The sequence below is a fragment of the Woronichinia naegeliana WA131 genome (assembly GCA_025370055.1).
In the GTDB taxonomy this organism is placed as follows: Bacteria; Cyanobacteriota; Cyanobacteriia; order Cyanobacteriales; family Microcystaceae; genus Woronichinia; species Woronichinia naegeliana.
In genome coordinates, this window is sequence record CP073041.1 from 5120800 (window position 1) to 5146498 (window position 25699).

12 protein-coding genes and 15 pseudogenes are annotated in these 25699 nt (G+C 40.0%); 18 read left to right on the forward strand and 9 right to left on the reverse strand.

Features of this window, described 5'->3' with window-relative positions; translation table 11 throughout:
* The first annotated feature begins 337 nt into the window (after positions 1-337).
* From KA717_25610 to KA717_25630, 5 genes and pseudogenes are all read left to right on the forward strand, one after another.
* Positions 338-4837 carry a S8 family serine peptidase gene (locus tag KA717_25610; GenBank protein UXE59253.1) on the forward strand — a complete coding sequence of 1500 codons (4500 nt, stop codon included), beginning with the start codon at positions 338-340 and terminating at the stop codon, positions 4835-4837.
* A gap of 810 nt (positions 4838-5647) precedes the next feature.
* Positions 5648-5935 (forward strand): annotated as a pseudogene (locus KA717_25615) (transposase).
* Positions 5936-6032: 97 nt separating this feature from the next.
* Complete coding sequence (locus KA717_25620; protein UXE59254.1) at positions 6033-6275, forward strand: hypothetical protein; 243 nt, start codon at positions 6033-6035, stop codon at positions 6273-6275.
* Complete coding sequence (locus KA717_25625; GenBank protein UXE64780.1) at positions 6263-7141, forward strand: ISKra4 family transposase; 879 nt, start codon at positions 6263-6265, stop codon at positions 7139-7141. The genes KA717_25620 and KA717_25625 overlap by 13 nt, the downstream gene beginning before the upstream one ends.
* 5 nt (positions 7142-7146) lie before the next feature.
* On the forward strand, positions 7147-7293 hold the full coding sequence (locus tag KA717_25630; protein UXE64937.1) for a hypothetical protein: 147 nt from the start codon (positions 7147-7149) through the stop codon (positions 7291-7293).
* 9 nt (positions 7294-7302) lie between these two features.
* On the opposite strand, the pseudogene KA717_25635 reads toward KA717_25630, so the two are convergent.
* Positions 7303-7560: pseudogene (locus tag KA717_25635) on the reverse strand (IS4 family transposase).
* A 124-nt stretch (positions 7561-7684) separates the two neighbouring features.
* Between KA717_25635 and KA717_25640 the strand changes: the two are divergent.
* Both KA717_25640 and KA717_25645 read left to right on the forward strand, forming a co-directional pair.
* Positions 7685-9022: pseudogene (locus tag KA717_25640) on the forward strand (IS5 family transposase).
* Between the two features lie 249 nt (positions 9023-9271).
* Positions 9272-10553: pseudogene (locus KA717_25645) on the forward strand (ISKra4 family transposase).
* 96 nt (positions 10554-10649) lie between these two features.
* Here KA717_25645 and KA717_25650 read toward each other — a convergent pair.
* Together KA717_25650 and KA717_25655 are read right to left on the reverse strand one after the other, a co-directional pair.
* Positions 10650-11570 (reverse strand): annotated as a pseudogene (locus KA717_25650) (IS4 family transposase).
* A gap of 17 nt (positions 11571-11587) precedes the next feature.
* Positions 11588-11782, reverse strand: coding sequence for a transposase (locus tag KA717_25655; protein UXE59255.1), 195 nt, complete (start codon positions 11780-11782; stop codon positions 11588-11590).
* A gap of 201 nt (positions 11783-11983) precedes the next feature.
* Here KA717_25655 and KA717_25660 point away from each other — a divergent pair.
* The 3 genes and pseudogenes from KA717_25660 to KA717_25670 all read left to right on the forward strand — a co-directional run bounded on the left by KA717_25660 (position 11984) and on the right by KA717_25670 (position 13736).
* A pseudogene (locus KA717_25660) lies at positions 11984-12895 on the forward strand (IS5 family transposase).
* Positions 12896-13212: 317 nt separating this feature from the next.
* Positions 13213-13377 carry a hypothetical protein gene (locus KA717_25665; GenBank protein UXE59256.1) on the forward strand — a complete coding sequence of 55 codons (165 nt, stop codon included), beginning with the start codon at positions 13213-13215 and terminating at the stop codon, positions 13375-13377.
* A gap of 126 nt (positions 13378-13503) precedes the next feature.
* Positions 13504-13736, forward strand: a pseudogene (locus KA717_25670) (ISKra4 family transposase).
* A 15-nt stretch (positions 13737-13751) separates the two neighbouring features.
* On the opposite strand, the pseudogene KA717_25675 reads toward KA717_25670, so the two are convergent.
* A pseudogene (locus KA717_25675) lies at positions 13752-14297 on the reverse strand (transposase).
* 36 nt (positions 14298-14333) lie between these two features.
* A complete protein-coding gene (locus KA717_25680; protein ID UXE59257.1) occupies positions 14334-14981 on the reverse strand; it encodes a hypothetical protein in 648 nt (215 codons plus the stop codon).
* Positions 14982-15062: 81 nt separating this feature from the next.
* Between KA717_25680 and KA717_25685 the strand changes: the two genes are divergently transcribed.
* The gene (locus KA717_25685) at positions 15063-16094 is read left to right on the forward strand and encodes a protein rep (GenBank protein UXE59258.1); all 1032 of its coding nucleotides are present in this window, start codon (positions 15063-15065) and stop codon (positions 16092-16094) included.
* Between the two features lie 252 nt (positions 16095-16346).
* On the forward strand, positions 16347-16664 hold the full coding sequence (locus tag KA717_25690) for a hypothetical protein (GenBank protein ID UXE59259.1): 318 nt from the start codon (positions 16347-16349) through the stop codon (positions 16662-16664).
* 327 nt (positions 16665-16991) lie between these two features.
* Here KA717_25690 and KA717_25695 read toward each other — a convergent pair.
* Positions 16992-17927: pseudogene (locus tag KA717_25695) on the reverse strand (IS5 family transposase).
* 161 nt (positions 17928-18088) lie between these two features.
* Between KA717_25695 and KA717_25700 the strand changes: the two are divergent.
* Both KA717_25700 and KA717_25705 read left to right on the forward strand, forming a co-directional pair.
* A pseudogene (locus tag KA717_25700) lies at positions 18089-18292 on the forward strand (IS5/IS1182 family transposase).
* A gap of 124 nt (positions 18293-18416) precedes the next feature.
* Positions 18417-18776 (forward strand): annotated as a pseudogene (locus KA717_25705) (transposase).
* 286 nt (positions 18777-19062) lie between these two features.
* Here KA717_25705 and KA717_25710 read toward each other — a convergent pair.
* Positions 19063-20344: pseudogene (locus KA717_25710) on the reverse strand (ISKra4 family transposase).
* A gap of 269 nt (positions 20345-20613) precedes the next feature.
* Between KA717_25710 and KA717_25715 the strand changes: the two are divergent.
* The gene (locus tag KA717_25715; protein UXE59260.1) at positions 20614-20916 is read left to right on the forward strand and encodes a hypothetical protein; all 303 of its coding nucleotides are present in this window, start codon (positions 20614-20616) and stop codon (positions 20914-20916) included.
* A 19-nt stretch (positions 20917-20935) separates the two neighbouring features.
* Here the strand turns inward: KA717_25715 and KA717_25720 are convergent.
* A pseudogene (locus tag KA717_25720) lies at positions 20936-22217 on the reverse strand (ISKra4 family transposase).
* A gap of 109 nt (positions 22218-22326) precedes the next feature.
* Between KA717_25720 and KA717_25725 the strand changes: the two are divergent.
* Together KA717_25725 and KA717_25730 are read left to right on the forward strand one after the other, a co-directional pair.
* On the forward strand, positions 22327-23154 hold the full coding sequence (locus tag KA717_25725; GenBank protein UXE59261.1) for a hypothetical protein: 828 nt from the start codon (positions 22327-22329) through the stop codon (positions 23152-23154).
* 46 nt (positions 23155-23200) lie between these two features.
* Positions 23201-24160 (forward strand): annotated as a pseudogene (locus KA717_25730) (IS5 family transposase).
* Between the two features lie 225 nt (positions 24161-24385).
* On the opposite strand, the pseudogene KA717_25735 reads toward KA717_25730, so the two are convergent.
* A pseudogene (locus KA717_25735) lies at positions 24386-24757 on the reverse strand (transposase).
* Between the two features lie 23 nt (positions 24758-24780).
* On the opposite strand from KA717_25735, the gene KA717_25740 reads away from it, so the two are divergent.
* Complete coding sequence (locus KA717_25740) at positions 24781-25641, forward strand: KilA-N domain-containing protein (GenBank protein UXE64781.1); 861 nt, start codon at positions 24781-24783, stop codon at positions 25639-25641.
* Positions 25642-25699: the final 58 nt, after the last annotated feature.

The window sequence follows — 25699 nt, forward strand, 5'->3', positions numbered from 1 at the left end:
TCCCATGTTAACACTTTTCTTTTCCTTCATCAACTAAAGGTCACACCCCTCGTATGTGGCAATTTGATGTAGGTTAAAGTGACCTTGTAGGCAGGAAGAGTTTCTGCCTAATCACTTCAACAAAATCTACATTTTTTCTTAACTTTTGCAGACTAGGCAAATCATCTTATCTCCTATTACCATATAGCTATGTGCTGGATGATGGTGTAAGGTTAATTGCTTGTTAGGCAATGGTAAAAGTCTTGTTCAACAAAGGTAGTTGTGTTTAAACACCTCTATTGAGTTGCTTGTGCATTGTTCATTTCGTTAATTTTGTTCATTTAAGGAGCAATGAAAAATGTCTCAGGAAATTTCCAATATCGTGGACAATAGTCCTTTTGTTCAAAAACTAGATAAGTTACTAGCAATCGATAAACTTACTGGACTGATCGATGATGTTTCAGATGGTGGTATTCTACATGAAAGGGAAAATCCTTTAACAGCAATAGATTCCAGCACTGATAATACTTTTTCATCTGCCGCTACTAGTTCGTATTTTAACAGCGATCAATCACCAGTGAGTAGCAGTACCAAAGGTAAACTCACTGAATTTCCACTCACCGTGGCTTATCAGTCCAGTGGAGGTAATCAAAATATTGATTCAATCAATAATGTCTATCGTGCTGAATCCCTGCCTAGTCAATCCTCAAGTACCTTACCTACAAACTCTCAAAAGACAGCAGCTTCTATTCCTAATTTGTCATCAACTGGGCAATTTACTTCTCCAACAAAAGCGGTATCTGCCAGTTTAGGAATAGGTGGGGAAGACGTACAGACGACTAAATATCGAAAACTCGCTCCTCATGCATCTGGCCGACTCATTCTCAAATTTAAACAGGGAATTAAGTCAGTTCAGATCGATCAGATCAAAAAAGACTTAGGAGTGTTTAGTACAAAGACCGTTGGTCTTACGGGCGCTCAAATATGGAAATTTTCGGGAATTTCAGTAGAAAATGCCCTAGCTAAATATGGTAATAGTACTTTCTTTGAGTATATAGAACCAGACTATATCGTTAAGGCAGGAGCTGTAACCCCAAATTCAACGCTCCCGAATGATCCTAGTTTTTCTCAACTTTGGGGATTAAATAATACGGGGCAAAGTGGCGGAACTCCCGATGCTGATATTGATGCGCCCGAAGCCTGGGATATTCAAAAAGGTAATCCTAATCTAGTCATTGGTGTCATTGACACAGGGGTTGACTACAATCACCAAGACCTAGTTGGTAACATCTGGACAAATCCCAACGAAATTGCAGGAGACGGTATTGATAACGATAGCAATGGCTATGTAGATGACATTCGCGGTTGGGACTTCGCTTATGGCGACAATGACCCGATGGATGTTGACGGTCATGGTACTCACGTTTCTGGAACTATTGCAGGTAAAGGAAATAATGGCATTGGTGTTACAGGGGTTGCCTGGAATGCCAAAATCATGCCTCTCAAATTTTTAGATGATACGGGTTCAGGCTATATCTCCGATGCCATTTTTGCAATTGACTATGCAACCTCCAAAGGGGTTAAACTCACTAACAACTCCTGGGGCGGTGGCGGCTACAGTCAATCCCTATACGATGCCATCAATGCTGCAGGCCAACAGGGGGGCTTATTCGTCGCAGCGGCAGGTAATGATGGAGTAAATGCTGACGTATCTCCGATGTATCCAGCTGGTTATAATCTAGCCAACATCGTTTCCGTTGCTTCCACTACTCGAACAGACTCTCTTTCTTATTTCTCAAACTACGGACTGACTAGTGTAGATTTAGGTGCGCCCGGTTCGGATATTTACAGCACCACTCCCGGCAACACCTATTCCACTTATTCAGGGACTTCCATGGCCACTCCCCACGTGACGGGAGCAGCGGCCTTATTGTGGTCACAAAATCCTACCTGGACAGCCCAGCAAATCAAAACCACCTTAATGAACACAGGGGATTCCCTCTCGTCCCTTGCCGGAAAAACAGTTTCAGGTAAGCGACTCAATATTTACAATGCCTTAGCATCAGCAAATCTTCCTTCAGTTACGGTGAGTGTCAGCCCTGCCAGTGTTCAAGAAGACGGTACGACCAATTTGGTTTATACCTTTACTCGGACTAACCTCAATTTAAGTTCACCGTTAACAGTTAATTTTAGTATAGACGGTACTGCAAATGCGGCTCCTGTTGGCTCCGATCCCACAGACTATAACGTACTAACAAATAGTGGTGTCACCTTTAACCCCACTACTAAATTGGGAACAGTCACTTTTGCAGCGAACGCTACGACGGCTACTGTCGTTGTTGATCCCATTGCTGATACAGTACAAGAAAATAATGAAACTGTTAATTTAACGGTCAATTCGGGAAATGGCTACATCGTTGGTGTCCCAGTTGCGGCAACCGGCACTATTATTTCTGAAGAAGGCTTTACCACTTTCTTTTCAGATGATTTTGCCACTAATACTAAAGGGTGGGCTTTGGGGACTGAGTGGCAAATTGGCTCTGCTACTGTCTCTACGGGGCAAATTTACGGAAATCCCGACCCTGGAGTTGATTACACACCGACCACCGATAATGGTATCGCAGGTGTTGTGATTGGCGGGAATGCCGCTACTGCCTTACATGACTTTTATTACTTCACCAGTCCAATTATCAACACTAGCACTGCCAATAATTTGTTCTTTGAATATGCTCGCTGGCTGAATAGTGACTACACTCCCTACATGCAAAATACGGTTGATGTCTTCAATGGTTCTAGCTGGATAAATCTTTGGAGCTCGGGAGGGTCACCAGGTGTTCAGGATGATGCTTGGACTCCACAAAAATTTGACATTAGTACTTACAAGAGTGCTTCTACTCAAATTCGTTTTGGGTTCAATGTCGGAAGTAGTGGTGTATACACTGTCAGTTCTTGGAACATTGACGATGTCAAACTCTATGGTGATGGTGGAAGTACTTTACCTGTTATCACAGTAGCAGCCACCGATGCCAGTGCAGCAGAAACCCTCGCCCCAGCCACTAATCCAGGCAGTTATACCCTCACTCGTACTGGCAGTACTGTAAGTGCCTTAACCGTAAACGTTGCTTTGAGTGGAACAGCAACCAATGGAACAGACTATACAACTATTCCCACCACAGTCACTTTCGCTGCTGGTTCTGCTACTGCCGTTGTGCCTCTCAATGTCATTGATGACACCTTATTTGAAGGAACCGAAACGGCTATTCTTACCATTGGAACGGGAACCGGCTATACCGTCGGGACAACCCCCAGTGCCACTGTCAATATTGCTGATAATGATTTACCCGTCGTTACGGTAGTCGCCACCGATGCCAGTGCAGCAGAAACCCTCGCCGGCGCAACCACTAATCCGGGCAGTTATACCCTCACTCGTACTGGCAGTACTGTAAGTGCCTTAACCGTAAACGTTGCTTTGAGTGGAACAGCAACCAATGGAACAGACTATACAACTATTCCCACCACAGTCACTTTCGCTGCTGGTTCTGCTACTGCCGTTGTGCCTCTCAATGTCATTGATGACACCTTATTTGAAGGAACCGAAACGGCTATTCTTACCATTGGAACGGGAACCAGCTATACCGTCGGAAGCACTCCCAGCGCCACTGTCAATATTGCTGATAATGATTTACCCATCATCACAGTAGTCGCCACCGATGCAAGTGCCGCAGAAACCCTCGCCGGCGCAACCACTAATCCGGGCAGTTATACCCTCACTCGTACTGGCAGTACTGTAAGTGCCTTAACCGTAAACGTTGCTTTGAGTGGAACAGCAACCAATGGAACAGACTATACAACTATTCCCACCACAGTCACCTTCGCTGCTGGTTCTGCTACTGCCGTTGTGCCTCTCAATGTCATTGATGACACCTTATTTGAAGGAACCGAAACGGCTATTCTTACCATTGGAACAGGCACCGGCTATACCGTCGGGACAACCCCCAGTGCCACTGTCAATATTGCAGACAATGAAACTAGTCCGACTCCTTCAATTACGCTTGCTTCTAACTATAGTGGCGTGAGTGAAAATGGGAAACCAGACATTATCTATACTTTCACTCGTACAGGTGCAACAACCAGTTCTCTGACTGTTAATTTTGGGATAGATGGTACTGCTACACGAGGAAATGACTATTATGCCTATGGTGGACTTTTTCCAAGTTCTACTCAAGGAACGATTAGCTTTGACATTGGTGCAACAACGGCTAAACTTGTTCTCGTCACCTTCGGAGACACACTCAAAGAAGCCAATGAAAGCATTAATCTAACCCTCGCTAGTGGGTCTGGCTATCAAATTGGGACTACTACTACAGTAACAAGTACGATCATCAATGATGATGGGACTCTCAACCAACAAGGGACTGCGGGAGCGGACTATATAGAAGTGGGTTCTACTCGTACCCTCAGCGGACTTGGAGGTAATGATATTTTGATTGGTTCTCAATCTAGCGAAATTTTGGTTGGCGGACAGGGCACGGATACCTTGACCGGCGGCGATAATTTTGACACCTTCCTGTTCAGCAATAGTTCAGAAGGAGTAGATACGATTACTGATTTTAATGTTAATCAAGATATCATTCAGGTATCCGCAGCTGGTTTTGGGGGAGGACTCATTGCTGGTACATCCCTTTCTTCAGATCAGTTTAGTCTAGGGACTGTGACTGCTTCTACCCGTTTTATTTTCAATAAATCTACTGGGAGTCTCTCTTTTGATATTGATGGTAGTGGTAGTACTGCTGCCATTCAAATAGCATCTTTGACCACTAACTTAAACTTAACTGAGGATAATATCTTTGTCGGCTAAGTATTAGTCAGGACAGTATTAGGAGTTAAAGCTGGATGGAGAGAGCAATGTAACCACAAATAAATAGTCTCTTCATCCTTATCTTTTAATCTTATCCTATTACTTAGACCTGACTTTTTCCTATCGACAAATACCTTAGTTTTCTCTTTCGATGAGGCAAGTTCATTGAACCCACATTCCGCAGGTTGTCCAAGACGTAAGATGGTTTGTGTGGACTGGTCTGAATGCCCGTACATTAATTTCGGGCAAGGATAAAAAATGTAAATAAAGTTCTAAAATAGAGTCTTGTAGTAGATGGAATCAACAGTAAAAATGGATAACCTAGATATTAAAGACCTCGACCACTTAAGACTACTCCTAATCAAAAAGGCAAACCTAACGCTACTCCTACTCTGTGTTGGGTCTTTCAGTCTTTTCTGTTTATCCGTTGCTTAGAGATTGATGGCATTCAAGCTATCGTTAATTTGACCTCCAATCACAAATATATTCTTTCTTTTCTTGGCTCTTCATTTTAAAAATACTACTTTATCTCTTGACCTACCAGCGGAATGTGGGTTCTATTAACAATCCAAGGTATTTTCTTTTTCCCAAGCCGTAATGCGATCGCCTTCTCCTCAAATTTTGAAACCGCGATCGCTTTTTTGCTGTGAAGATGAAAGAAGTGATCAATTTTGACGATCAGAAGTAGGGCTTGCTGAAAAAAGCTGAAACCTTTACGGAGAAAAATAGTAGGCGAATTAAGAACCGCTAGAATGCACGAAAATAGGGTAGAATGCCTCAAAACCATTGCATTAAGAAGAGAGAAAGCAGATGTACCGAAAGCAACAGTACTCAATTGAAACACCAGAAAACTTGAAAAATCTGTTCGGCGGGCAGTTAGACGAAGAAAATCGTTGGATAGAAATGTCAAAAATGATTCCCTGGGAAGAATATGAGGAAGAATATGCAAAAAACTTCACAGAAAAAAAAGGAGCCCCAGCCAAATCATTTAGAATGGCATTAGGAGCATTAATTATCAAAGAAATTTCAGGAAAAAGTGACAGAGAAACAGTAGAACAAATAAAAGAGAACCCTTATTTACAGTACTTTATAGGAATGGAAAGCTATAGTAGCAAAGAAGCATTTAATGCGTCAATGATGGGTACATCCCGGATAAAGTAGTACATAGAATCTGGGGTAAAATGGAAAAAAACTGATGAGCGAAAAAAGTATGTTACCGATTCCCCCAGAAGAAAAAGCACTGTTAAAACAGCATCTCACCGAATCAGCCCGTATCCTGCGCAAATATACGGAACCAGAGAAACAGAAGGACTTTGGAAGCATCGAAGTAGAAGTCAGAACCCAGATGTTAGAAATTGTGGGGCCAACAATGGGGGAGTTTTTTTTTCAGAAGGGGGAAAAAAACGGTCTGGAAACAAGCGAAAAATCAAAACCCTAGTCGGAGAAGTGGAAATAAGCCAAAAACAAGCCAGAAAACTAAAGGTGTCGCCAAAAATCGTCTTAAGTCCAGGTTTAGAGAAATGCTGTCTAAGAGCCAGTGCGAAAACATCCTACCAACAAGCAGAAGAAGATATAGAGGAGTTGATGGGGATAAAAGTAGGACATAGCAGTTTACATCGCTTGGTAGAACGGACAGAACTGCCCTTAGCTCAAGCTCAGTCAGAGAGTGCGGGGGTCAGTATAGATGGGGGAAAGATTTGTCTGCGGGGCGAGGAGAAGGAAGGGGGACAGTGGCGAGATTATAAACTGGTGAGTCTTCATGGCAATGTCTGTGAAGCCTTTTTCCAAGACCCAGAGGGCTTAAAGAATTGGAGCAATGTTCAACCTTTGTCTCCAATAGTGACCTTTTTGGGAGATGGTCATCCCGCAATCTGGAATGCGGTAGAGAGTTTCGCCACTCAATCGTGGCTGATACGACGAGAGGTGTTGGATTGGTATCATCTCAAGGAGAATCTGTTCAAAGTGGGTGGCTCTCTCAAACGGCTAGAAGCAGTGGAGCATTTACTGTGGCGGGGTTTTGTGAACAAGGCAATAGATGCGTTTGATGGAGTCAAAAGCAAGAGGGCAAAGAATTTTCAAGCCTATTTGACGAAGCATTATCAGCGTATCCCTGATTACCAATACTATCAACAGCTTGGTATTGTGATTGGTTCTGGTGATGTGGAGTCTAAGATTAAACAGGTGGGAGCTAGGGTTAAATTGTCGGGAGCACGTTGGCATCTTCATAATGTTTCTCGTATTCTTCGGCTACGATGTGCTTATCTCAATCACTCTCCTCTTTTGAGTGTCAATGTATTATCTTAAGTGGGATGCACCCGTCAATGATGGTTCATTTTCGTAAAAAAATAGGAATGGAATTAATAAATAAAATTAATAAAGAAATAGAAAAAAAAGCGACGGGTGTAGCGTCAGAAAAAAAAGAAAATGAAGGAAAGTTATTGTTAGATGCGACCTGACTTTTCCCGTTAAGTGCGGATTGCAAGCTGCCAGCCTTGGCAAAGGTCATGCAACTTCAACCAACCGCGCCAAAGGACTTGGATACCGAGAGGAGTTTTACGACGATGTTCAAGATAACCACCAAGAAAAGCAACAGACTCGACAGCCCAAGCAACAGTCAAAATAGGGGGAAGTTTTTGAGAGGCGGCTGCTTTTAACACCTGAAGTTGAAGAGGATTAAGAATTTCAATCGCGAGAGCATCGGGCTGGGTACGATGAAGATAAGTAGGGCTTGCTGAAAAAAGCTGAAACCTTTACGGAGAAAAATAGTAGGCGAATTAAGAACCGCTAGAATGCACGAAAATAGGGTAGAATGCCTCAAAACCATTGCATTAAGAAGAGAGAAAGCAGATGTACCGAAAGCAACAGTACTCAATTGAAACACCAGAAAACTTGAAAAATCTGTTCGGCGGGCAGTTAGACGAAGAAAATCGTTGGATAGAAATGTCAAAAATGATTCTTTGGGAAGAATATGAGGAAGAATATGCAAAAAACTTCACAGAAAAAAAAGGAGCCCCAGCCAAATCATTTAGAATGGCATTAGGAGCATTAATTATCAAAGAAATTTCAGGAAAAAGTGACAGAGAAACAGTAGAACAAATAAAAGAGAACCCTTATTTACAGTACTTTATAGGAATGGAAAGCTATAGTAGCAAAGAAGCATTTAATGCGTCAATGATGGTTCATTTTCGTAAAAAAATAGGAATGGAATTAATAAATAAAATTAATAAAGAAATAGAAAAAAAAGCGACGGGTGTAGCGTCAGAAAAAAAAGAAAATGAAGGAAAGTTATTGTTAGATGCGACTTGTACACCAGCAGATATAAAATATCCAACGGATATAGGAATATTGAATGATGCCAGAGAAAAAACAGAAAAAATAATAGATAAGCTGTATGAAGAAATAAAAGAGAAAAGGAAAGAAAAGCCGAGGACTTATAGGGAAGTGGCAAGAAAAGAGTACTTAGCCATAGCAAAAAAACGTCGTGTGTCAAAAAAAGAAAGAAGAAAAGGAACAAAAAAACAACTAGGATATATAAAAAGAAACTTGTCTCATATAGAAAAAATGATAGAAGAGGGAGCAAAGTTAGAAAAACTAACGAAAAAAGAGCAAGAAGAGCTTGTAACGATAGGAAAAGTGTATGAGCAACAGTTAGAAATGTATGAAAAAAAGACAAATAAAGTAGAAAACAGAATTGTGAGTGTAAGCCAACCTCACGTGCGTCCAATAGTGCGTGGAAAAGCGGGAAAAGCAGTAGAGTTTGGAGCTAAAATATCGGCAAGTAATGTGAATGGCTTTGTCTTCTTAGACAAATTAAGTTGGGATAATTACAACGAATCGGGAGATTTACAAGCGCGAATAGAAGAATATAAAAGGGAAACAGGATGTTATCCGGAATCGGTTCATGTGGATAAAATCTATCGAACAAAAGCGAATCGAGCTTATTGTAAAGAAAGGGATATAAGAATGAGTGGTCCCCGATTGGGAAGACCGCCGAAAGAGGTGAGCAAAGAAAAAAAGAAAGAGGCACGCTCAGATGAAAGAGTGCGTAATGCCATTGAGGGTAAATTCGGACAGGGAAAGAGGAAATTTAGTCTTGGTCGAGTGATGGCCAAACTACCTGAGACCTCGGAAACGGTAATTGCGATGAACTTTTTGGTAATGAATCTTTCTACTCTACTTCAGAAGACAAAAAGTAAAAAGTTGTAGAGTCGTTTTTCTTGTGAAAAATGGTGTTAATTTTCCTCTCTTTTGTGAGGAGTGATTTGTGTTGACCTTTTTAGACAGAAAGGAACAATATATTAAACAAAATCTGTATTTTGATTTGTTTCCATAAGGATAAGTTATCTATGCTTTTTCAGTCGGGTGTGACCTTTAGTTGATGAAGGAAAAGACAAGTGTTAACATGAGATGAAAAGTGACAAAGAGGAAACAATGATGACAGCAAAACTAATTAATGTAGAGGGTTCAAAGATAAAAATAGAACTAACATTAGAACTCAGTCGTTCAATGTTGGATACAGAAATAAATATTCAAAAAGGCTTAAACGAAGTAGGTTGCATCGCCAGCAAAGAAGCCTTGAAATATTTAGATACAGATGGTTCACCCTTAAAAATCGGTGAAGAAATCTGGAAGAGTAAGGGAGAGCAACCGAAAGAATATCAAACACCTTATGGTGAGGTTATAGTGAATCGTCATGTATATCAGCGTTCACCTTTGAGGAAAAACGTATTGCCCCTTAGAAAGAGAAGCAAGGATAATCATAACATCAACGCCATTATTGGCAAAACAGGTATCCTCAAAAATGTCAGGGATGGCAGGCAAAGAGGCGAAAAATGATTTATTAGAAAATCATGGTAGAAAAGTAGCGCTATCCTATATCCAAAGATTGAGTGAAGCAGTAGGAAGTGTGGTACAGGCAAAAGAAGAAGCGTGGAGTTATGCCCCGCCCAAGGAGGATAGCCAAATTGCAACAGTGGGAATAGGATTAGATGGAACCTGTATGCTGATGTGTGAGGATGGCTACCGTGAAGCAATGGTGGGAACCGTTTCCCTATACGATAGTGAAGGCGAACGTCAACATACAATCTATCTAGGTGCGGCACCAGAGTATGGAAAAAAGAGTTTTCTAGAAAGATTAGAAAGAGAAATTGAGCGAGCGAAAAACCGTTATCCAGAGGCAACATTGGTCGGGATAGCAGACGGGGCAGAATCAAATTGGAAGTTTTTAGAAAAGCAAACGGAAGAACAGATATTAGATTTCTATCATGCCTCTGGTTACTTAGGTGCCTTGGCAGAAGCGTTGCATCCGAATACCGTGTCAAAACAAAAAGAATGGTTGACTGAAAATTGTCGAGAACTCAAGCATGAAAAAGGAAAAGCAGGAGAACTGCTAAATCTGATGAAAGAAGTCAAAGAAGAAAAAAGTCATTCTAAGAATCTTACCGAGAAACTACAAGCGGCGATTACTTATTACGAGAATCATCAGCATCAAATGGATTATGCTGAATACTTAGAGAAAAAGTATCCGATTGGTTCAGGTGTTACGGAAGCAGCTTGTAAGACGTTGGTCAAACAACGATTATGTTGTTCAGGGATGCGATGGAAGGAAAAAGGAGCAGGAATTATTTTGAGCCTACGAGCTTTGGTATTGACGAAGGAACGATGGAGTCAATTTTGGGCAAAACTTGATCAATATGGGTTCCCTGTAGAACCCTGATTACAACAGCTTTTATCAACTAAAGGTCGCACCCTTTCAGTCCATACTTCCCTAACCCACATTTCTTTCGTTTTTTGACTTTTTCAGCAAGCCCTAAGTAACGTGTAAAAGTTCAACAGCAATGACACTTAAAAAACCCAAAAGAGTTTTCATTCCATCAGAGGCAAGTCGATAACGCTCACTCTGACAACCAGACTTAAGGACTTTATGAAATTCTTCAACCCGCCATCGGTAGGTGTACCAACGAAGAATAGTGACAGCCATCTCAATAGTCTCAACAACTTCTGTAGTCAGAAGCATCCAAGATAAAGGAGTTTCGCCTTCGGGACAATCGATTTCTGTCGCATAAACAGCATAGACATTCAACGGGTCACGATTATCAAAACGATAGGGAGTTCGTAGATTAACTGAGCAAAATCGGACGGCAAGCTTAACCTTCCGTGCTTTTCTTTTTCCTGTACTCGGAATCTCGATTTCTTGATGAAAACGAATCGGTTCTGATTCCAAATGTTGCCAAAGTCGTTCACTATTTTTGTCTAAACTACGATTATGAGACGCTCTGACCAGCACTCCTGTATGCTTGAGTTGACGCACTGAGTCAAAGACTTCTGAAACATCTCCTTCTCTGTCAAATACATGAATTACCCTCGTTGAACTTTCTACCTGTTTCTCACAGGTGTTTAGAGCCTCTACCCATTTGTAGGATTCTTTTTCCTCAAATGGTCTTTGACGAGCTGCTTTTCTTTGTTCTTTCTGTCTTTCTTTTTTCTGCTTCGCCGTTTCATCTGTTGGGGGCTTTTCTTTTACCTCCCTATTCCACAGTTTTTGCCATAATAAACCTAATACTTGTCCTTTTTCTGGCTCAATTGCTAAAGCACTATGCAGTATTAATCCATTCCCTCCTTTTCCAGTCGGCCCATACCCTTCCCTTTTTTCCTTGATATTGCGATAATCTAAGAAGGTCGTATCTCCGACTGATAGCATTATCTTATATTCTTCTACGGCGGCAGTTGTCATTTCACAGTGCGGCTCTATTATCTTGACAAAGTCTGTTTTCGGATTCCCAAAAATTCATAGGCCCTCTTTAACTCGTTTCCTCCCTTAAACACTTCTGATAAGGCTTTTCCAAACCCCTCACTTAACTTTTTCCCAATCGAGAAGGCACGATTGTTTAGCCTCTCGTCTCCCAATTCACAACTGGCAAAGTTTTTTGTCCACCATTCCAACATTTTTTGACCTGCCCTTTAAGATTTTCTCCATTTTACAGTCTCATACTCCCTTCATCCTTTGTTTTTGAAATTTGAACGATAAGCGGGATGATGGCTTCAGAATATTTTTTTCCTGTCAAGAGAATCATTACTCAAACCCTTGCCAGATAAAGCCTCTAGAAGTTTGCATTGCTGGATTTTGGACTTAACGGGAAAAGTCAGGATGCGACTTGTACACCAGCAGATATAAAATATCCAACGGATATAGGAATATTGAATGATGCCAGAGAAAAAACAGAAAAAATAATAGATAAGCTGTATGAAGAAATAAAAGAGAAAAGGAAAGAAAAGCCGAGGACTTATAGGGAAGTGGCAAGAAAAGAGTACTTAGCCATAGCAAAAAAACGTCGTGTGTCAAAAAAAGAAAGAAGAAAAGGAACAAAAAAACAACTAGGATATATAAAAAGAAACTTGTCTCATATAGAAAAAATGATAGAAGAGGGAGCAAAGTTAGAAAAACTAACGAAAAAAGAGCAAGAAGAGCTTGTAACGATAGGAAAAGTGTATGAGCAACAGTTAGAAATGTATGAAAAAAAGACAAATAAAGTAGAAAACAGAATTGTGAGTGTAAGCCAACCTCACGTGCGTCCAATAGTGCGTGGAAAAGCGGGAAAAGCAGTAGAGTTTGGAGCTAAAATATCGGCAAGTAATGTGAATGGCTTTGTCTTCTTAGACAAATTAAGTTGGGATAATTACAACGAATCGGGAGATTTACAAGCGCGAATAGAAGAATATAAAAGGGAAACAGGATGTTATCCGGAATCGGTTCATGTGGATAAAATCTATCGAACAAAAGCGAATCGAGCTTATTGTAAAGAAAGGGATATAAGAATGAGTGGTCCCCGATTGGGAAGACCGCCGAAAGAGGTGAGCAAAGAAAAAAAGAAAGAGGCACGCTCAGATGAAAGAGTGCGTAATGCCATTGAGGGTAAATTCGGACAGGGAAAGAGGAAATTTAGTCTTGGTCGAGTGATGGCCAAACTACCTGAGACCTCGGAAACGGTAATTGCGATGAACTTTTTGGTAATGAATCTTTCTACTCTACTTCAGAAGACAAAAAGTAAAAAGTTGTAGAGTCGTTTTTCTTGTGAAAAATGGTGTTAATTTTCCTCTCTTTTGTGAGGAGTGATTTGTGTTGACCTTTTTAGACAGAAAGGAACAATAGATTAAACAAAATCTGTATTTTGATTTGTTTCCATAAGGATAAGTTATCTATGCTTTTTCAGTCCATACTTCCCTAACCCACATTTCTTTCGTTTTTTGACTTTTTCAGCAAGCCCTAAATAGTTCTGGCTCTTGGCTGCTGATACTAGTAGTCTAAGGCGTAAGTTAAGATACTATTATTAGGCAACCGATAAAAAGATAAATATAGGTATATAGGAGAAAAAGTCATGCCCCGATTAGCCCCCAAAGAGTTAAAGTTGGAAGCAAAAAAACGAGAACATCTAGAAAAACTGATAAATCGTCATACAACAGAGCAGCAAATTGCCTTAAGGGCAAAAATAGTGCTTCTGGCAGATGAGGGGGGAGCATCTCACTTATGCAATAAGTATTAATACTTATGGGCAGAAAAATAAGACTTTGAACTTTATCGAACTTTATCAAAAAAAGAAATGAGAGTATAATAGTCGAGACCCACTTTCCAAAATCTATCCCAATTGAGGAACAATCTCATGTTATCAGTGTTATCAGAAAATGAAAAAAGGATTCAAGAGTTATGTCAAGAGTTGGGAGAATGTCTCTATCAACAATCTCAAGTTAAAACATTTAATAATTTGGGAGAAATAGAGGAGACTGTCAGAGACTTAATGATTCAGTATGTCAACCCAGAAATAGGTATTTTTTTGTCAAAACAAGTACCGAGGAAACCACAGGTCGGATACGAACAGTAAAAAGTATGGCTCTCCCCTTGTCTGTGTGTAATGTTATGTTACGAGTTAAAGCAAGCTAACAATTTAAGCCGTAGATGCTCAAAATTAGCAAATCCATAACTTTTCCTTTTTATTAATTTAATTTTTGTATTCATCCCTTCCGTTAATCCATTAGTTGTATGGTTTTCAAAATAATTGCATATACCTGTCAAATGAGTTTTCAGCATACCCACACTTTTTTTATAGAATAGGCTCGCTGTTCTCATCCATTTTTCAAATTTTCTCCTTGCACCATTTGTCGTTCTTGAATGCTCATAAATATCTCTAATCTCTTCCTTCATTTCATACGCTATTCCTAAACAAGGATACATTTTCAATATCTCTTCTAACTCTTCTCTTTTTTCTTCTTTTAACTCTTCTTTATTTTTCCATAATAGGTATGTTAAACCCTTTTTATGGATATTCATTTTCTTTCTCAATTTATTTAATTCTTCATTTATATTTTTCATTACATGAAATCTATCATAGACGATTTTAGCATTTACAAATAACTCCTTTATTGCTGACGTAAATCCCTCCCACATATCCACACTTACTTCCTTTACATGGGTGCGACCTTTAGTTGATAAAAGCTGTTGTAATCAGGGTTCTACAGGGAACCCATATTGATCAAGTTTTGCCCAAAATTGACTCCATCGTTCCTTGGTCAATACCAAAGCTCGTAGGCTCAAAATAATTCCTGCTCCTTTTTCCTTCCATCGCATCCCTGAACAACATAATCGTTGTTTGACCAACGTCTTACAAGCTGCTTCCGTAACACCTGAACCAATCGGATACTTTTTCTCTAAGTATTCAGCATAATCCATTTGATGCTGATGATTCTCGTAATAAGTAATCGCCGCTTGTAGTTTCTCGGTAAGATTCTTAGAATGACTTTTTTCTTCTTTGACTTCTTTCATCAGATTTAGCAGTTCTCCTGCTTTTCCTTTTTCATGCTTGAGTTCTCGACAATTTTCAGTCAACCATTCTTTTTGTTTTGACACTGTATTAGGATGCAACGCTTCTGCCAAGGCACCTAAGTAACCAGAGGCATGATAGAAATCTAATATCTGTTCTTCCGTTTGCTTTTCTAAAAACTTCCAATTTGATTCTGCCCCGTCTGCTATCCCGACCAATGTTGCCTCTGGATAACGGTTTTTCGCTCGCTCAATTTCTCTTTCTAATCTAATCAAATCATTAAAATCATTAAGGGATAACGTTGATCGAGGTTTTGCCCGTATCCCCTGCACTTCAAAATAATTAATCTCAAATAGCAAAAAACTCCAGTATCCTAGAAGGTATCTTACGCCAACCAAATACTCGGAGTTTTTGTGCCTGACCAACTCAATATCGGTCAAAAATCTAATGTTCCCATTGTATCTTTTATTCATCAAGATGGATATACATTCTTAGAATCCCTCTCTGAAAAAGATAAGCCTTGGGATAAGCATCGGAAAAATGCCGACATCATCTCTAATTATTACAAGCAAGGGGGAATGGATTCTCACGCCGAGAGGGTTTCCCTTTGCTCTCAATTACTAGAATTCAAACTGGTTCCCGATAATAAGACAGGTCAACAGAGGTTAAAGTTGGCTTCTGCTAAATTCTGTCGGGTTCGCCATTGTCCGATCTGTCAGTGGAGACGATCGCTCCGTTGGAAGGCAAAAGCCTACGAGAATCTACCAAAGGTAGTTACTGATTATCCTGATGGGCGTTGGATTTTTCTGACGTTGACCATGAAAAATTGTGAGTTGACCGATTTAAGAGAGACATTGCATCATCTTAATCAGTCTTTTAGACGGTTAACCCAGTTGAAGGCATTCCCTGGGATAGGTTGGATAAAGTCGGTTGAGATTACAAGGGGACGCGATGGGCAATCAGCACATCCTCATCTCCATTGTCTAATCCTGTTGAAGGATAGCTATTACAAGGAAGATTATCTATCCAAGACTGATTGGATCGCTTTATGGAAGCAATGCCTTCGAGTTGATTATTCTCCAATTCTGGACGTAAAAGCTGTTCAGGCTGAAAGTTCACCAGTGGGGTTGATTGCGGAAATCTTAAAGTACCAGTGCAAGGAAAGTGACCTTGTGGCTGATTGTGATTGGTTTTTGGAGTATGTTAAACAGGTACATGGTACAAGAGCAGTCGGGGTTGGCGGTGTTCTTCGGGACTATTTCAGAGAATTAGAAGAGGAGCCAGAGGATTTAATTGGCCATGATGAGGAATCAACGGAAGAGACTGAAGGCCCGTCTCTCTATTTTCGATGGAATAGGAAAATCAAAAAATATGTCATGGTTACGGCGACCGCGATAGGGATTGTCTGTAAGATTCCCGAAAAGGGATATGACGACACCACCTAACACCACTAAAACATGACTCTTTCTATACTCTAAACGGCTAAAAAATGGACTTATAAAAAAGGACTAAAATCCATTGCTAATAAGGCTTTTAGCCATTTTGAAAAAGTTAAGTTCTAACCCGTTCAGAGTATAACACTGGCTTTATCCATGTATTTCATGGATAATTTTTGCTATACTTTACCATGTATTACATGACATTTTCCATTACTTATGATAATGATGGTGTAACATAGTCAATATAGGAGAAAGAAAATGCCTAGAGGTGGTAAGCGTGTTGGCGCAGGAGGAAAGTTTAAGTGGAATCACGGGAAAACAAGAGTTATCAGGGTTCCCGATTCACTCGCTAATGATATTTTGGAGTTCGCTAGGCGATTAGACGCAAGCGACTATGATTGTGTTACAGAGACAAAAATCATTGATTTGTCAGGGGTGTCAGTTTTCACAAAGAATGGCAAGTCCTGTATATTTCTCAGTGATCTACTATTTTTGGGTTATGAGATTAAGCCAGATAAATTAACGGAAAGAATTATCTCTGAAGCTTATAAAGACCAGTTAATCAAAGGAATTTAGAGTATGAACACTAGAATTAAGACTATAGAGCGCAAAATTGAGGGAATTGCCATATATCAGCGAGAAACAGATGGATATGTCAATGCAACCCAGATATGTAGGGCTTGCTGAAAAAGTCAAAAAACGAAAGAAATGTGGGTTAGGGAAGTATGGACTGAAAAAGCATAGATAACTTATCCTTATGGAAACAAATCAAAATACAGATTTTGTTTAATCTATTGTTCCTTTCTGTCTAAAAAGGTCAACACAAATCACTCCTCACAAAAGAGAGGAAAATTAACACCATTTTTCACAAGAAAAACGACTCTACAACTTTTTACTTTTTGTCTTCTGAAGTAGAGTAGAAAGATTCATTACCAAAAAGTTCATCGCAATTACCGTTTCCGAGGTCTCAGGTAGTTTGGCCATCACTCGACCAAGACTAAATTTCCTCTTTCCCTGTCCGAATTTACCCTCAATGGCATTACGCACTCTTTCATCTGAGCGTGCCTCTTTCTTTTTTTCTTTGCTCACCTCTTTCGGCGGTCTTCCCAATCGGGGACCACTCATTCTTATATCCCTTTCTTTACAATAAGCTCGATTCGCTTTTGTTCGATAGATTTTATCCACATGAACCGATTCCGGATAACATCCTGTTTCCCTTTTATATTCTTCTATTCGCGCTTGTAAATCTCCCGATTCGTTGTAATTATCCCAACTTAATTTGTCTAAGAAGACAAAGCCATTCACATTACTTGCCGATATTTTAGCTCCAAACTCTACTGCTTTTCCCGCTTTTCCACGCACTATTGGACGCACGTGAGGTTGGCTTACACTCACAATTCTGTTTTCTACTTTATTTGTCTTTTTTTCATACATTTCTAACTGTTGCTCATACACTTTTCCTATCGTTACAAGCTCTTCTTGCTCTTTTTTCGTTAGTTTTTCTAACTTTGCTCCCTCTTCTATCATTTTTTCTATATGAGACAAGTTTCTTTTTATATATCCTAGTTGTTTTTTTGTTCCTTTTCTTCTTTCTTTTTTTGACACACGACGTTTTTTTGCTATGGCTAAGTACTCTTTTCTTGCCACTTCCCTATAAGTCCTCGGCTTTTCTTTCCTTTTCTCTTTTATTTCTTCATACAGCTTATCTATTATTTTTTCTGTTTTTTCTCTGGCATCATTCAATATTCCTATATCCGTTGGATATTTTATATCTGCTGGTGTACAAGTCGCATCTAACAATAACTTTCCTTCATTTTCTTTTTTTTCTGACGCTACACCCGTCGCTTTTTTTTCTATTTCTTTATTAATTTTATTTAGGGCTTGCTGAAAAAAGCTGAAACCTTTACGGAGAAAAATAGTAGGCGAATTAAGAACCGCTAGAATGCACGAAAATAGGGTAGAATGCCTCAAAACCATTGCATTAAGAAGAGAGAAAGCAGATGTACCGAAAGCAACAGTACTCAATTGAAACACCAGAAAACTTGAAAAATCTGTTCGGCGGGCAGTTAGACGAAGAAAATCGTTGGATAGAAATGTCAAAAATGATTCCCTGGGAAGAATATGAGGAAGAATATGCAAAAAACTTCACAGAAAAAAAAGGAGCCCCAGCCAAATCATTTAGAATGGCATTAGGAGCATTAATTAGGGCTTGCTGAAAAAAGCTGAAACCTTTACGGAGAAAAATAGTAGGCGAATTAAGAACCGCTAGAATGCACGAAAATAGGGTAGAATGCCTCAAAACCATTGCATTAAGAAGAGAGAAAGCAGATGTACCGAAAGCAACAGTACTCAATTGAAACACCAGAAAACTTGAAAAATCTGTTCGGCGGGCAGTTAGACGAAGAAAATCGTTGGATAGAAATGTCAAAAATGATTCCCTGGGAAGAATATGAGGAAGAATATGCAAAAAACTTCACAGAAAAAAAAGGAGCCCCAGCCAAATCATTTAGAATGGCATTAGGAGCATTAATTATCAAAGAAATTTCAGGAAAAAGTGACAGAGAAACAGTAGAACAAATAAAAGAGAACCCTTATTTACAGTACTTTATAGGAATGGAAAGCTATAGTAGCAAAGAAGCATTTAATGCGTCAATGATGGTTCATTTTCGTAAAAAAATAGGAATGGAATAAATAAATAAATAAAATTAATAAACTGGACAGTGGGAAGTTCTCGAGGCGTGTAAGTGGAGAAAAGAAAATCGGACATCCGATACAAAAGAGTGCCGTTATGTCCGAAACTGGCTGATATAAGAAAATCGATAGCCAGTGCTATCTATCAATTATGCAACTATGTCAGCGACTAGAGCAAATCCTAGAGAATCTCCGTCCAGCCTTTAGCCGAGAAGCAACGTTCCAATGGTTTATCCTGTTAGTCTGGGGGGGTGCGACCTTTAGTTGATAAAAGCTGTTGTAATCAGGGTTCTACAGGGAACCCATATTGATCAAGTTTTGCCCAAAATTGACTCCATCGTTCCTTCGTCAATACCAAAGCTCGTAGGCTCAAAATAATTCCTGCTCCTTTTTCCTTCCATCGCATCCCTGAACAACATAATCGTTGTTTGACCAACGTCTTACAAGCTGCTTCCGTAACACCTGAACCAATCGGATACTTTTTCTCTAAGTATTCAGCATAATCCATTTGATGCTGATGATTCTCGTAATAAGTAATCGCCGCTTGTAGTTTCTCGGTAAGATTCTTAGAATGACTTTTTTCTTCTTTGACTTCTTTCATCAGATTTAGCAGTTCTCCTGCTTTTCCTTTTTCATGCTTGAGTTCTCGACAATTTTCAGTCAACCATTCTTTTTGTTTTGACACGGTATTCGGATGCAACGCTTCTGCCAAGGCACCTAAGTAACCAGAGGCATGATAGAAATCTAATATCTGTTCTTCCGTTTGCTTTTCTAAAAACTTCCAATTTGATTCTGCCCCGTCTGCTATCCCGACCAATGTTGCCTCTGGATAACGTTTTTTCGCTCGCTCAATTTCTCTTTCTAATCTTTCTAGAAAACTCTTTTTTCCATACTCTGGTGCCGCACCTAGATAGATTGTATGTTGACGTTCGCCTTCACTATCGTATAGGGAAACGGTTCCCACCATTGCTTCACGGTAGCCATCCTCACACATCAGCATACAGGTTCCATCTAATCCTATTCCCACTGTTGCAATTTGGCTATCCTCCTTGGGCGGGGCATAACTCCACGCTTCTTCTTTTGCCTGTACCACACTTCCTACTGCTTCACTCAATCTTTGGATATAGGATAGCGCTACTTTTCTACCATGATTTTCTAATAAATCATTTTTCGCCTCTTTGCCTGCCATCCCTGACATTTTTGAGGATACCTGTTTTGCCAATAATGGCGTTGATGTTATGATTATCCTTGCTTCTCTTTCTAAGGGGCAATACGTTTTTCCTCAAAGGTGAACGCTGATATACATGACGATTCACTATAACCTCACCATAAGGTGTTTGATATTCTTTCGGTTGCTCTCCCTTACTCTTCCAGATTTCTTCACCGATTTTTAAGGGTGAACCATCTGTATCTAAATATTTCAAGGCTTCTTTGCTGGCGATGCAACCTACTTCGTTTAAGCCTTTTTGAATATTTATTTCTGTATCCAACATTGAACGACTGAGTTCTAATGTTAGTTCTATTTTTATCTTTGAACCCTCTACATTAATTAGTTTTGCTGTCATCATTGTTTCCTCTTTGTCACTTTTCATCTCATGTTAACACTTGTCTTTTCCTTCATCAACTAAAGGTCACACCCGTCTGGGGAGTAGTGCTCAACAGCCAACCCAGCGCAATAACTAGCTATGTCAATGCCATTGGCTGAACAGAGAGCTACTACAATCAGGCTCTACATTGGTTTGATTCCAAGGCGTTTAGGGTCGAAGGACTAACTTTACAATGGTCAAAGTGGCTAAGTCAGCATGAAAGTCTATACAGAATTAAAGGGAAACGGGTGTATGTGGGTGATGGCATCAAAGTGGGGAAAGAAGGACGCAAGATGCCAGGTGTAAAACGACTACACCAAGAATCGGAAGATGTGTCCAAGCCAGAGTGGATAAGGGGTCATTACTTCAATGCCTTGAGTATTTTGGTGGGAGTAGGGAAAGCCTGCTTTGCCTTGCCCTTAGTGTTGCGGCTAGACGATGGCATCAAGTCCAAAGCAACCGAGAAGGGGGAGGGAAAAGGCAAAAAAAAGGTGAAGACGAGCCTGGTGACAAAAATGGCTGACCTTTGTGTTACTGGGTGCGACCTTTAGTTGATAAAAGCTGTTGTAATCAGGGTTCTACAGGGAACCCATATTGATCAAGTTTTGCCCAAAATTGACTCCATCGTTCCTTGGTCAATACCAAAGCTCGTAGGCTCAAAATAATTCCTGCTCCTTTTTCCTTCCATCGCATCCCTGAACAACATAATCGTTGTTTGACCAACGTCTTACAAGCTGCTTCCGTAACACCTGAACCAATCGGATACTTTTTCTCTAAGTATTCAGCATAATCCATTTGATGCTGATGATTCTCGTAATAAGTAATCGCCGCTTGTAGTTTCTCGGTAAGATTCTTAGAATGACTTTTTTCTTCTTTGACTTCTTTCATCAGATTTAGCAGTTCTCCTGCTTTTCCTTTTTCATGCTTGAGTTCTCGACAATTTTCAGTCAACCATTCTTTTTGTTTTGACACGGTATTCGGATGCAACGCTTCTGCCAAGGCACCTAAGTAACCAGAGGCATGATAGAAATCTAATATCTGTTCTTCCGTTTGCTTTTCTAAAAACTTCCAATTTGATTCTGCCCCGTCTGCTATCCCGACCAATGTTGCCTCTGGATAACGGTTTTTCGCTCGCTCAATTTCTCTTTCTAATCTTTCTAGAAAACTCTTTTTTCCATACTCTGGTGCCGCACCTAGATAGATTGTAGGTTGACGTTCGCCTTCACTATCGTATAGGGAAACGGTTCCCACCATTGCTTCACGGTAGCCATCCTCACACATCAGCATACAGGTTCCATCTAATCCTATTCCCACTGTTGCAATTTGGCTATCCTCCTTGGGCGGGGCATAACTCCACGCTTCTTCTTTTGCCTGTACCACACTTCCTACTGCTTCACTCAATCTTTGGATATAGGATAGCGCTACTTTTCTACCATGATTTTCTAATAAATCATTTTTCACCTCTTTGCCTGCCATCCCTGACATTTTTGAGGATACCTGTTTTGCCAATAATGGCGTTGATGTTATGATTATCCTTGCTTCTCTTTCTAAGGGGCAATACGTTTTTCCTCAAAGGTGAACGCTGATATACATGACGATTCACTATAACCTCACCATAAGGTGTTTGATATTCTTTCGGTTGCTCTCCCTTACTCTTCCAGATTTCTTCACCGATTTTTAAGGGTGAACCATCTGTATCTAAATATTTCAAGGCTTCTTTGCTGGCGATGCAACCTACTTCGTTTAAGCCTTTTTGAATATTTATTTCTGTATCCAACATTGAACGACTGAGTTCTAATGTTAGTTCTATTTTTATCTTTGAACCCTCTACATTAATTAGTTTTGCTGTCATCATTGTTTCCTCTTTGTCACTTTTCATCCCATGTTAACACTTTTCTTTTCCTTCATCAACTAAAGGTCACACCCGTGTTACTTACGCAGAGGCAGGGAGTTATGTAATTTTGGATGCTTATTTTGCTTGCGAACCAGTGCTCAAAAGTTTTCGCCAGAACGCCTTGCATCTAATCACAAGAGTGCGTTGCTCCACCGTCGCCTATGCCCCCTTTTGTTCCGTGCCGACGCTGACGGGGAGAGGACGACCACGGATTTGGGGGAGTTCGATAAAACTAGAAAAGCTGTTCGCTCTGGCGGCGGACTTTCCGACAGCTAAAGTCTGGCTCTATGGTCAACAAGTCACGGTTTCTTATCAGTGCTTTGAGTTCCACTGGGATAGTCCCCATCAGCTCGTCAAGTTTGTTCTGACCCAATTGCCTAACGGACGACGACTGATTCTGCTTTCTACTGATCTCTGTTTGACTGGACCTGAGATTATTGCCGCTTACGGTCTCCGATTTAAGATTGAAGTCACTTTTCGTCAATTAGTCCATCTTTTGGGCAGCTTTGCCTATCGTTTTTGGCTTAAGAGTCTTCCTACTTTACCTACCTGGCCCAGCAATCTTATCCTCAGTGACTATCCACAAGCTGTTCAGACTCAGATTTTAAACAAGGTAGAAGCCTTTGAGCGTTTTGTTAACCTTAATGCCATTGCTTTAGGGCTACTTCAAATTCTCGCCTTAGAGTTACCCCAGGGGATTTGGGCTAATTTTCCTCGATGGTTTCGGACATTACCATCCCATGGCTACCCTAGTGAACGGATTGCTCAACTAGCCCTTCAACATCAAGCCCAAATGATTTTTCCTCAAAGTCCACCCAGTCTGCTTTTGCCTAAATTCCTTACCGCTAAACTTGCCTCTTCCTCAAGCCCTGATATGCTTACTTTCGTCGCATAGTCATTACCTTATCTGGCATCCATAAACTTCCCACTGTCCAGTTAATAAAGAAATAGAAAAAAAAGCGACGGGTGTAGCGTCAGAAAAAAAAGAAAATGAAGGAAAGTTATTGTTAGATGCGACTTGTACACCAGCAGATATAAAATATCCAACGGATATAGGAATATTGAATGATGCCAGAGAAAAAACAGAAAAAATAATAGATAAGCTGTATGAAGAAATAAAAGAGAAAAGGAAAGAAAAGCCGAGGACTTATAGGGAAGTGGCAAGAAAAGAGTACTTAGCCATAGCAAAAAAACGTCGTGTGTCAAAAAAAGAAAGAAGAAAAGGAACAAAAAAACAACTAGGATATATAAAAAGAAACTTGTCTGATATAGAAAAAATGATAGAAGAGGGAGCAAAGTTAGAAAAACTAACGAAAAAAGAGCAAGAAGAGCTTGTAACGATAGGAAAAGTGTATGAGCAACAGTTAGAAATGTATGAAAAAAAGACAAATAAAGTAGAAAACAGAATTGTGAGTGTAAGCCAACCTCACGTGCGTCCAATAGTGCGTGGAAAAGCGGGAAAAGCAGTAGAGTTTGGAGCTAAAATATCGGCAAGTAATGTGAATGGCTTTGTCTTCTTAGACAAATTAAGTTGGGATAATTACAACGAATCGGGAGATTTACAAGCGCGAATAGAAGAATATAAAAGGGAAACAGGATGTTATCCGGAATCGGTTCATGTGGATAAAATCTATCGAACAAAAGCGAATCGAGCTTATTGTAAAGAAAGGGATATAAGAATGAGTGGTCCCCGATTGGGAAGACCGCCGAAAGAGGTGAGCAAAGAAAAAAAGAAAGAGGCACGCTCAGATGAAAGAGTGCGTAATGCCATTGAGGGTAAATTCGGACAGGGAAAGAGGAAATTTAGTCTTGGTCGAGTGATGGCCAAACTACCTGAGACCTCGGAAACGGTAATTGCGATGAACTTTTTGGTAATGAATCTTTCTACTCTACTTCAGAAGACAAAAAGTAAAAAGTTGTAGAGTCGTTTTTCTTGTGAAAAATGGTGTTAATTTTCCTCTCTTTTGTGAGGAGTGATTTGTGTTGACCTTTTTAGACAGAAAGGAACAATAGATTAAACAAAATCTGTATTTTGATTTGTTTCCATAAGGATAAGTTATCTATGCTTTTTCAGTCCATACTTCCCTAACCCACATTTCTTTCGTTTTTTGACTTTTTCAGCAAGCCCTATTTATTAATTCCATTCCTATTTTTTTACGAAAATGAACCATCATTGACGCATTAAATGCTTCTTTGCTACTATAGCTTTCCATTCCTATAAAGTACTGTAAATAAGGGTTCTCTTTTATTTGTTCTACTGTTTCTCTGTCACTTTTTCCTGAAATTTCTTTGATAATTAATGCTCCTAATGCCATTCTAAATGATTTGGCTGGGGCTCCTTTTTTTTCTGTGAAGTTTTTTGCATATTCTTCCTCATATTCTTCCCAGGGAATCATTTTTGACATTTCTATCCAACGATTTTCTTCGTCTAACTGCCCGCCGAACAGATTTTTCAAGTTTTCTGGTGTTTCAATTGAGTACTGTTGCTTTCGGTACATCTGCTTTCTCTCTTCTTAATGCAATGGTTTTGAGGCATTCTACCCTATTTTCGTGCATTCTAGCGGTTCTTAATTCGCCTACTATTTTTCTCCGTAAAGGTTTCAGCTTTTTTCAGCAAGCCCTATGTAAGGCACATCTGGAGATAACGGGAGAGAGAAAAGATACGTCCAATTGGCTACAAACAAAAATGGTACAGTCCGCCATCAATAAGCTTTCTCTCGTTACAGGAATTCCTGTAACGGAATTAATAGAGGTAAAGCAAGGTGGCAAATATCAGGGGACATGGATACATCCCCGTCTTGCTGTTCGTTTTACGATGTGGGTCAACGATGATTTTTCTTTGTTCGTAGAAGACTGGATTCATTCTTGGTTGGGTTCTGGCTATACTCCTGCTCAGATGGAAGCAGATATAGACAGGATTGCTATGCGCGATAAATTGAAAAATTCTAGCAGGACAGCACTGACAGATCAGGTAAAGTCGTTTTTAGAGGCATCCAACCAATACAACCCACGTTCTAAAGAAACAGGGATATTCTTTGGACGAGTCCACAACGAAGTCAATCTTGTTCTTACAGGAGAGAAGGCTTCTGACATGAGGCAAAGGCTGGAGTCTTCTTTAGGTAAGCCTGTTAGTGAAAATGAATTACTTCGTGATTATTTTCCTATTACTGATTTGGCTGATTATGCTGCGATTTGTCAGACAGCAGCAAACAACATAGAAAACGGGATGCACCCCATAAACGCCATAAAAATGGCCGCCAAGCAAGTTTTGCCTCCGAACCATGTTCCAAATCCAATTGACTTTACTGAAAAAATAAGTTTTGCAAGGTATCGCTTAGAGCAAGCTAGACGAGGACGGTTCTATCTTGAAGATGAAAAATAATAAATAATCAAGTAATACATGGATAGTGCTATCCTTTCGGTAATCAATCCTCTGACTT

Coding starts and splice junctions, on each gene's coding strand:
- KA717_25610 (UXE59253.1), top strand. CDS start 338: ATGTCTCAGGAAATTTCCAATATCGTGGACAATAGTCCTTTTGTTCAA.
- KA717_25620 (UXE59254.1), top strand. CDS start 6,033: ATGAGCGAAAAAAGTATGTTACCGATTCCCCCAGAAGAAAAAGCACTG.
- KA717_25630 (UXE64937.1), top strand. CDS start 7,147: ATGCACCCGTCAATGATGGTTCATTTTCGTAAAAAAATAGGAATGGAA.
- KA717_25655 (UXE59255.1), bottom strand. CDS start 11,782: ATGTTGGAATGGTGGACAAAAAACTTTGCCAGTTGTGAATTGGGAGAC.
- KA717_25665 (UXE59256.1), top strand. CDS start 13,213: ATGCCCCGATTAGCCCCCAAAGAGTTAAAGTTGGAAGCAAAAAAACGA.
- KA717_25690 (UXE59259.1), top strand. CDS start 16,347: ATGCCTAGAGGTGGTAAGCGTGTTGGCGCAGGAGGAAAGTTTAAGTGG.
- KA717_25740 (UXE64781.1), top strand. CDS start 24,781: ATGGTTTTGAGGCATTCTACCCTATTTTCGTGCATTCTAGCGGTTCTT.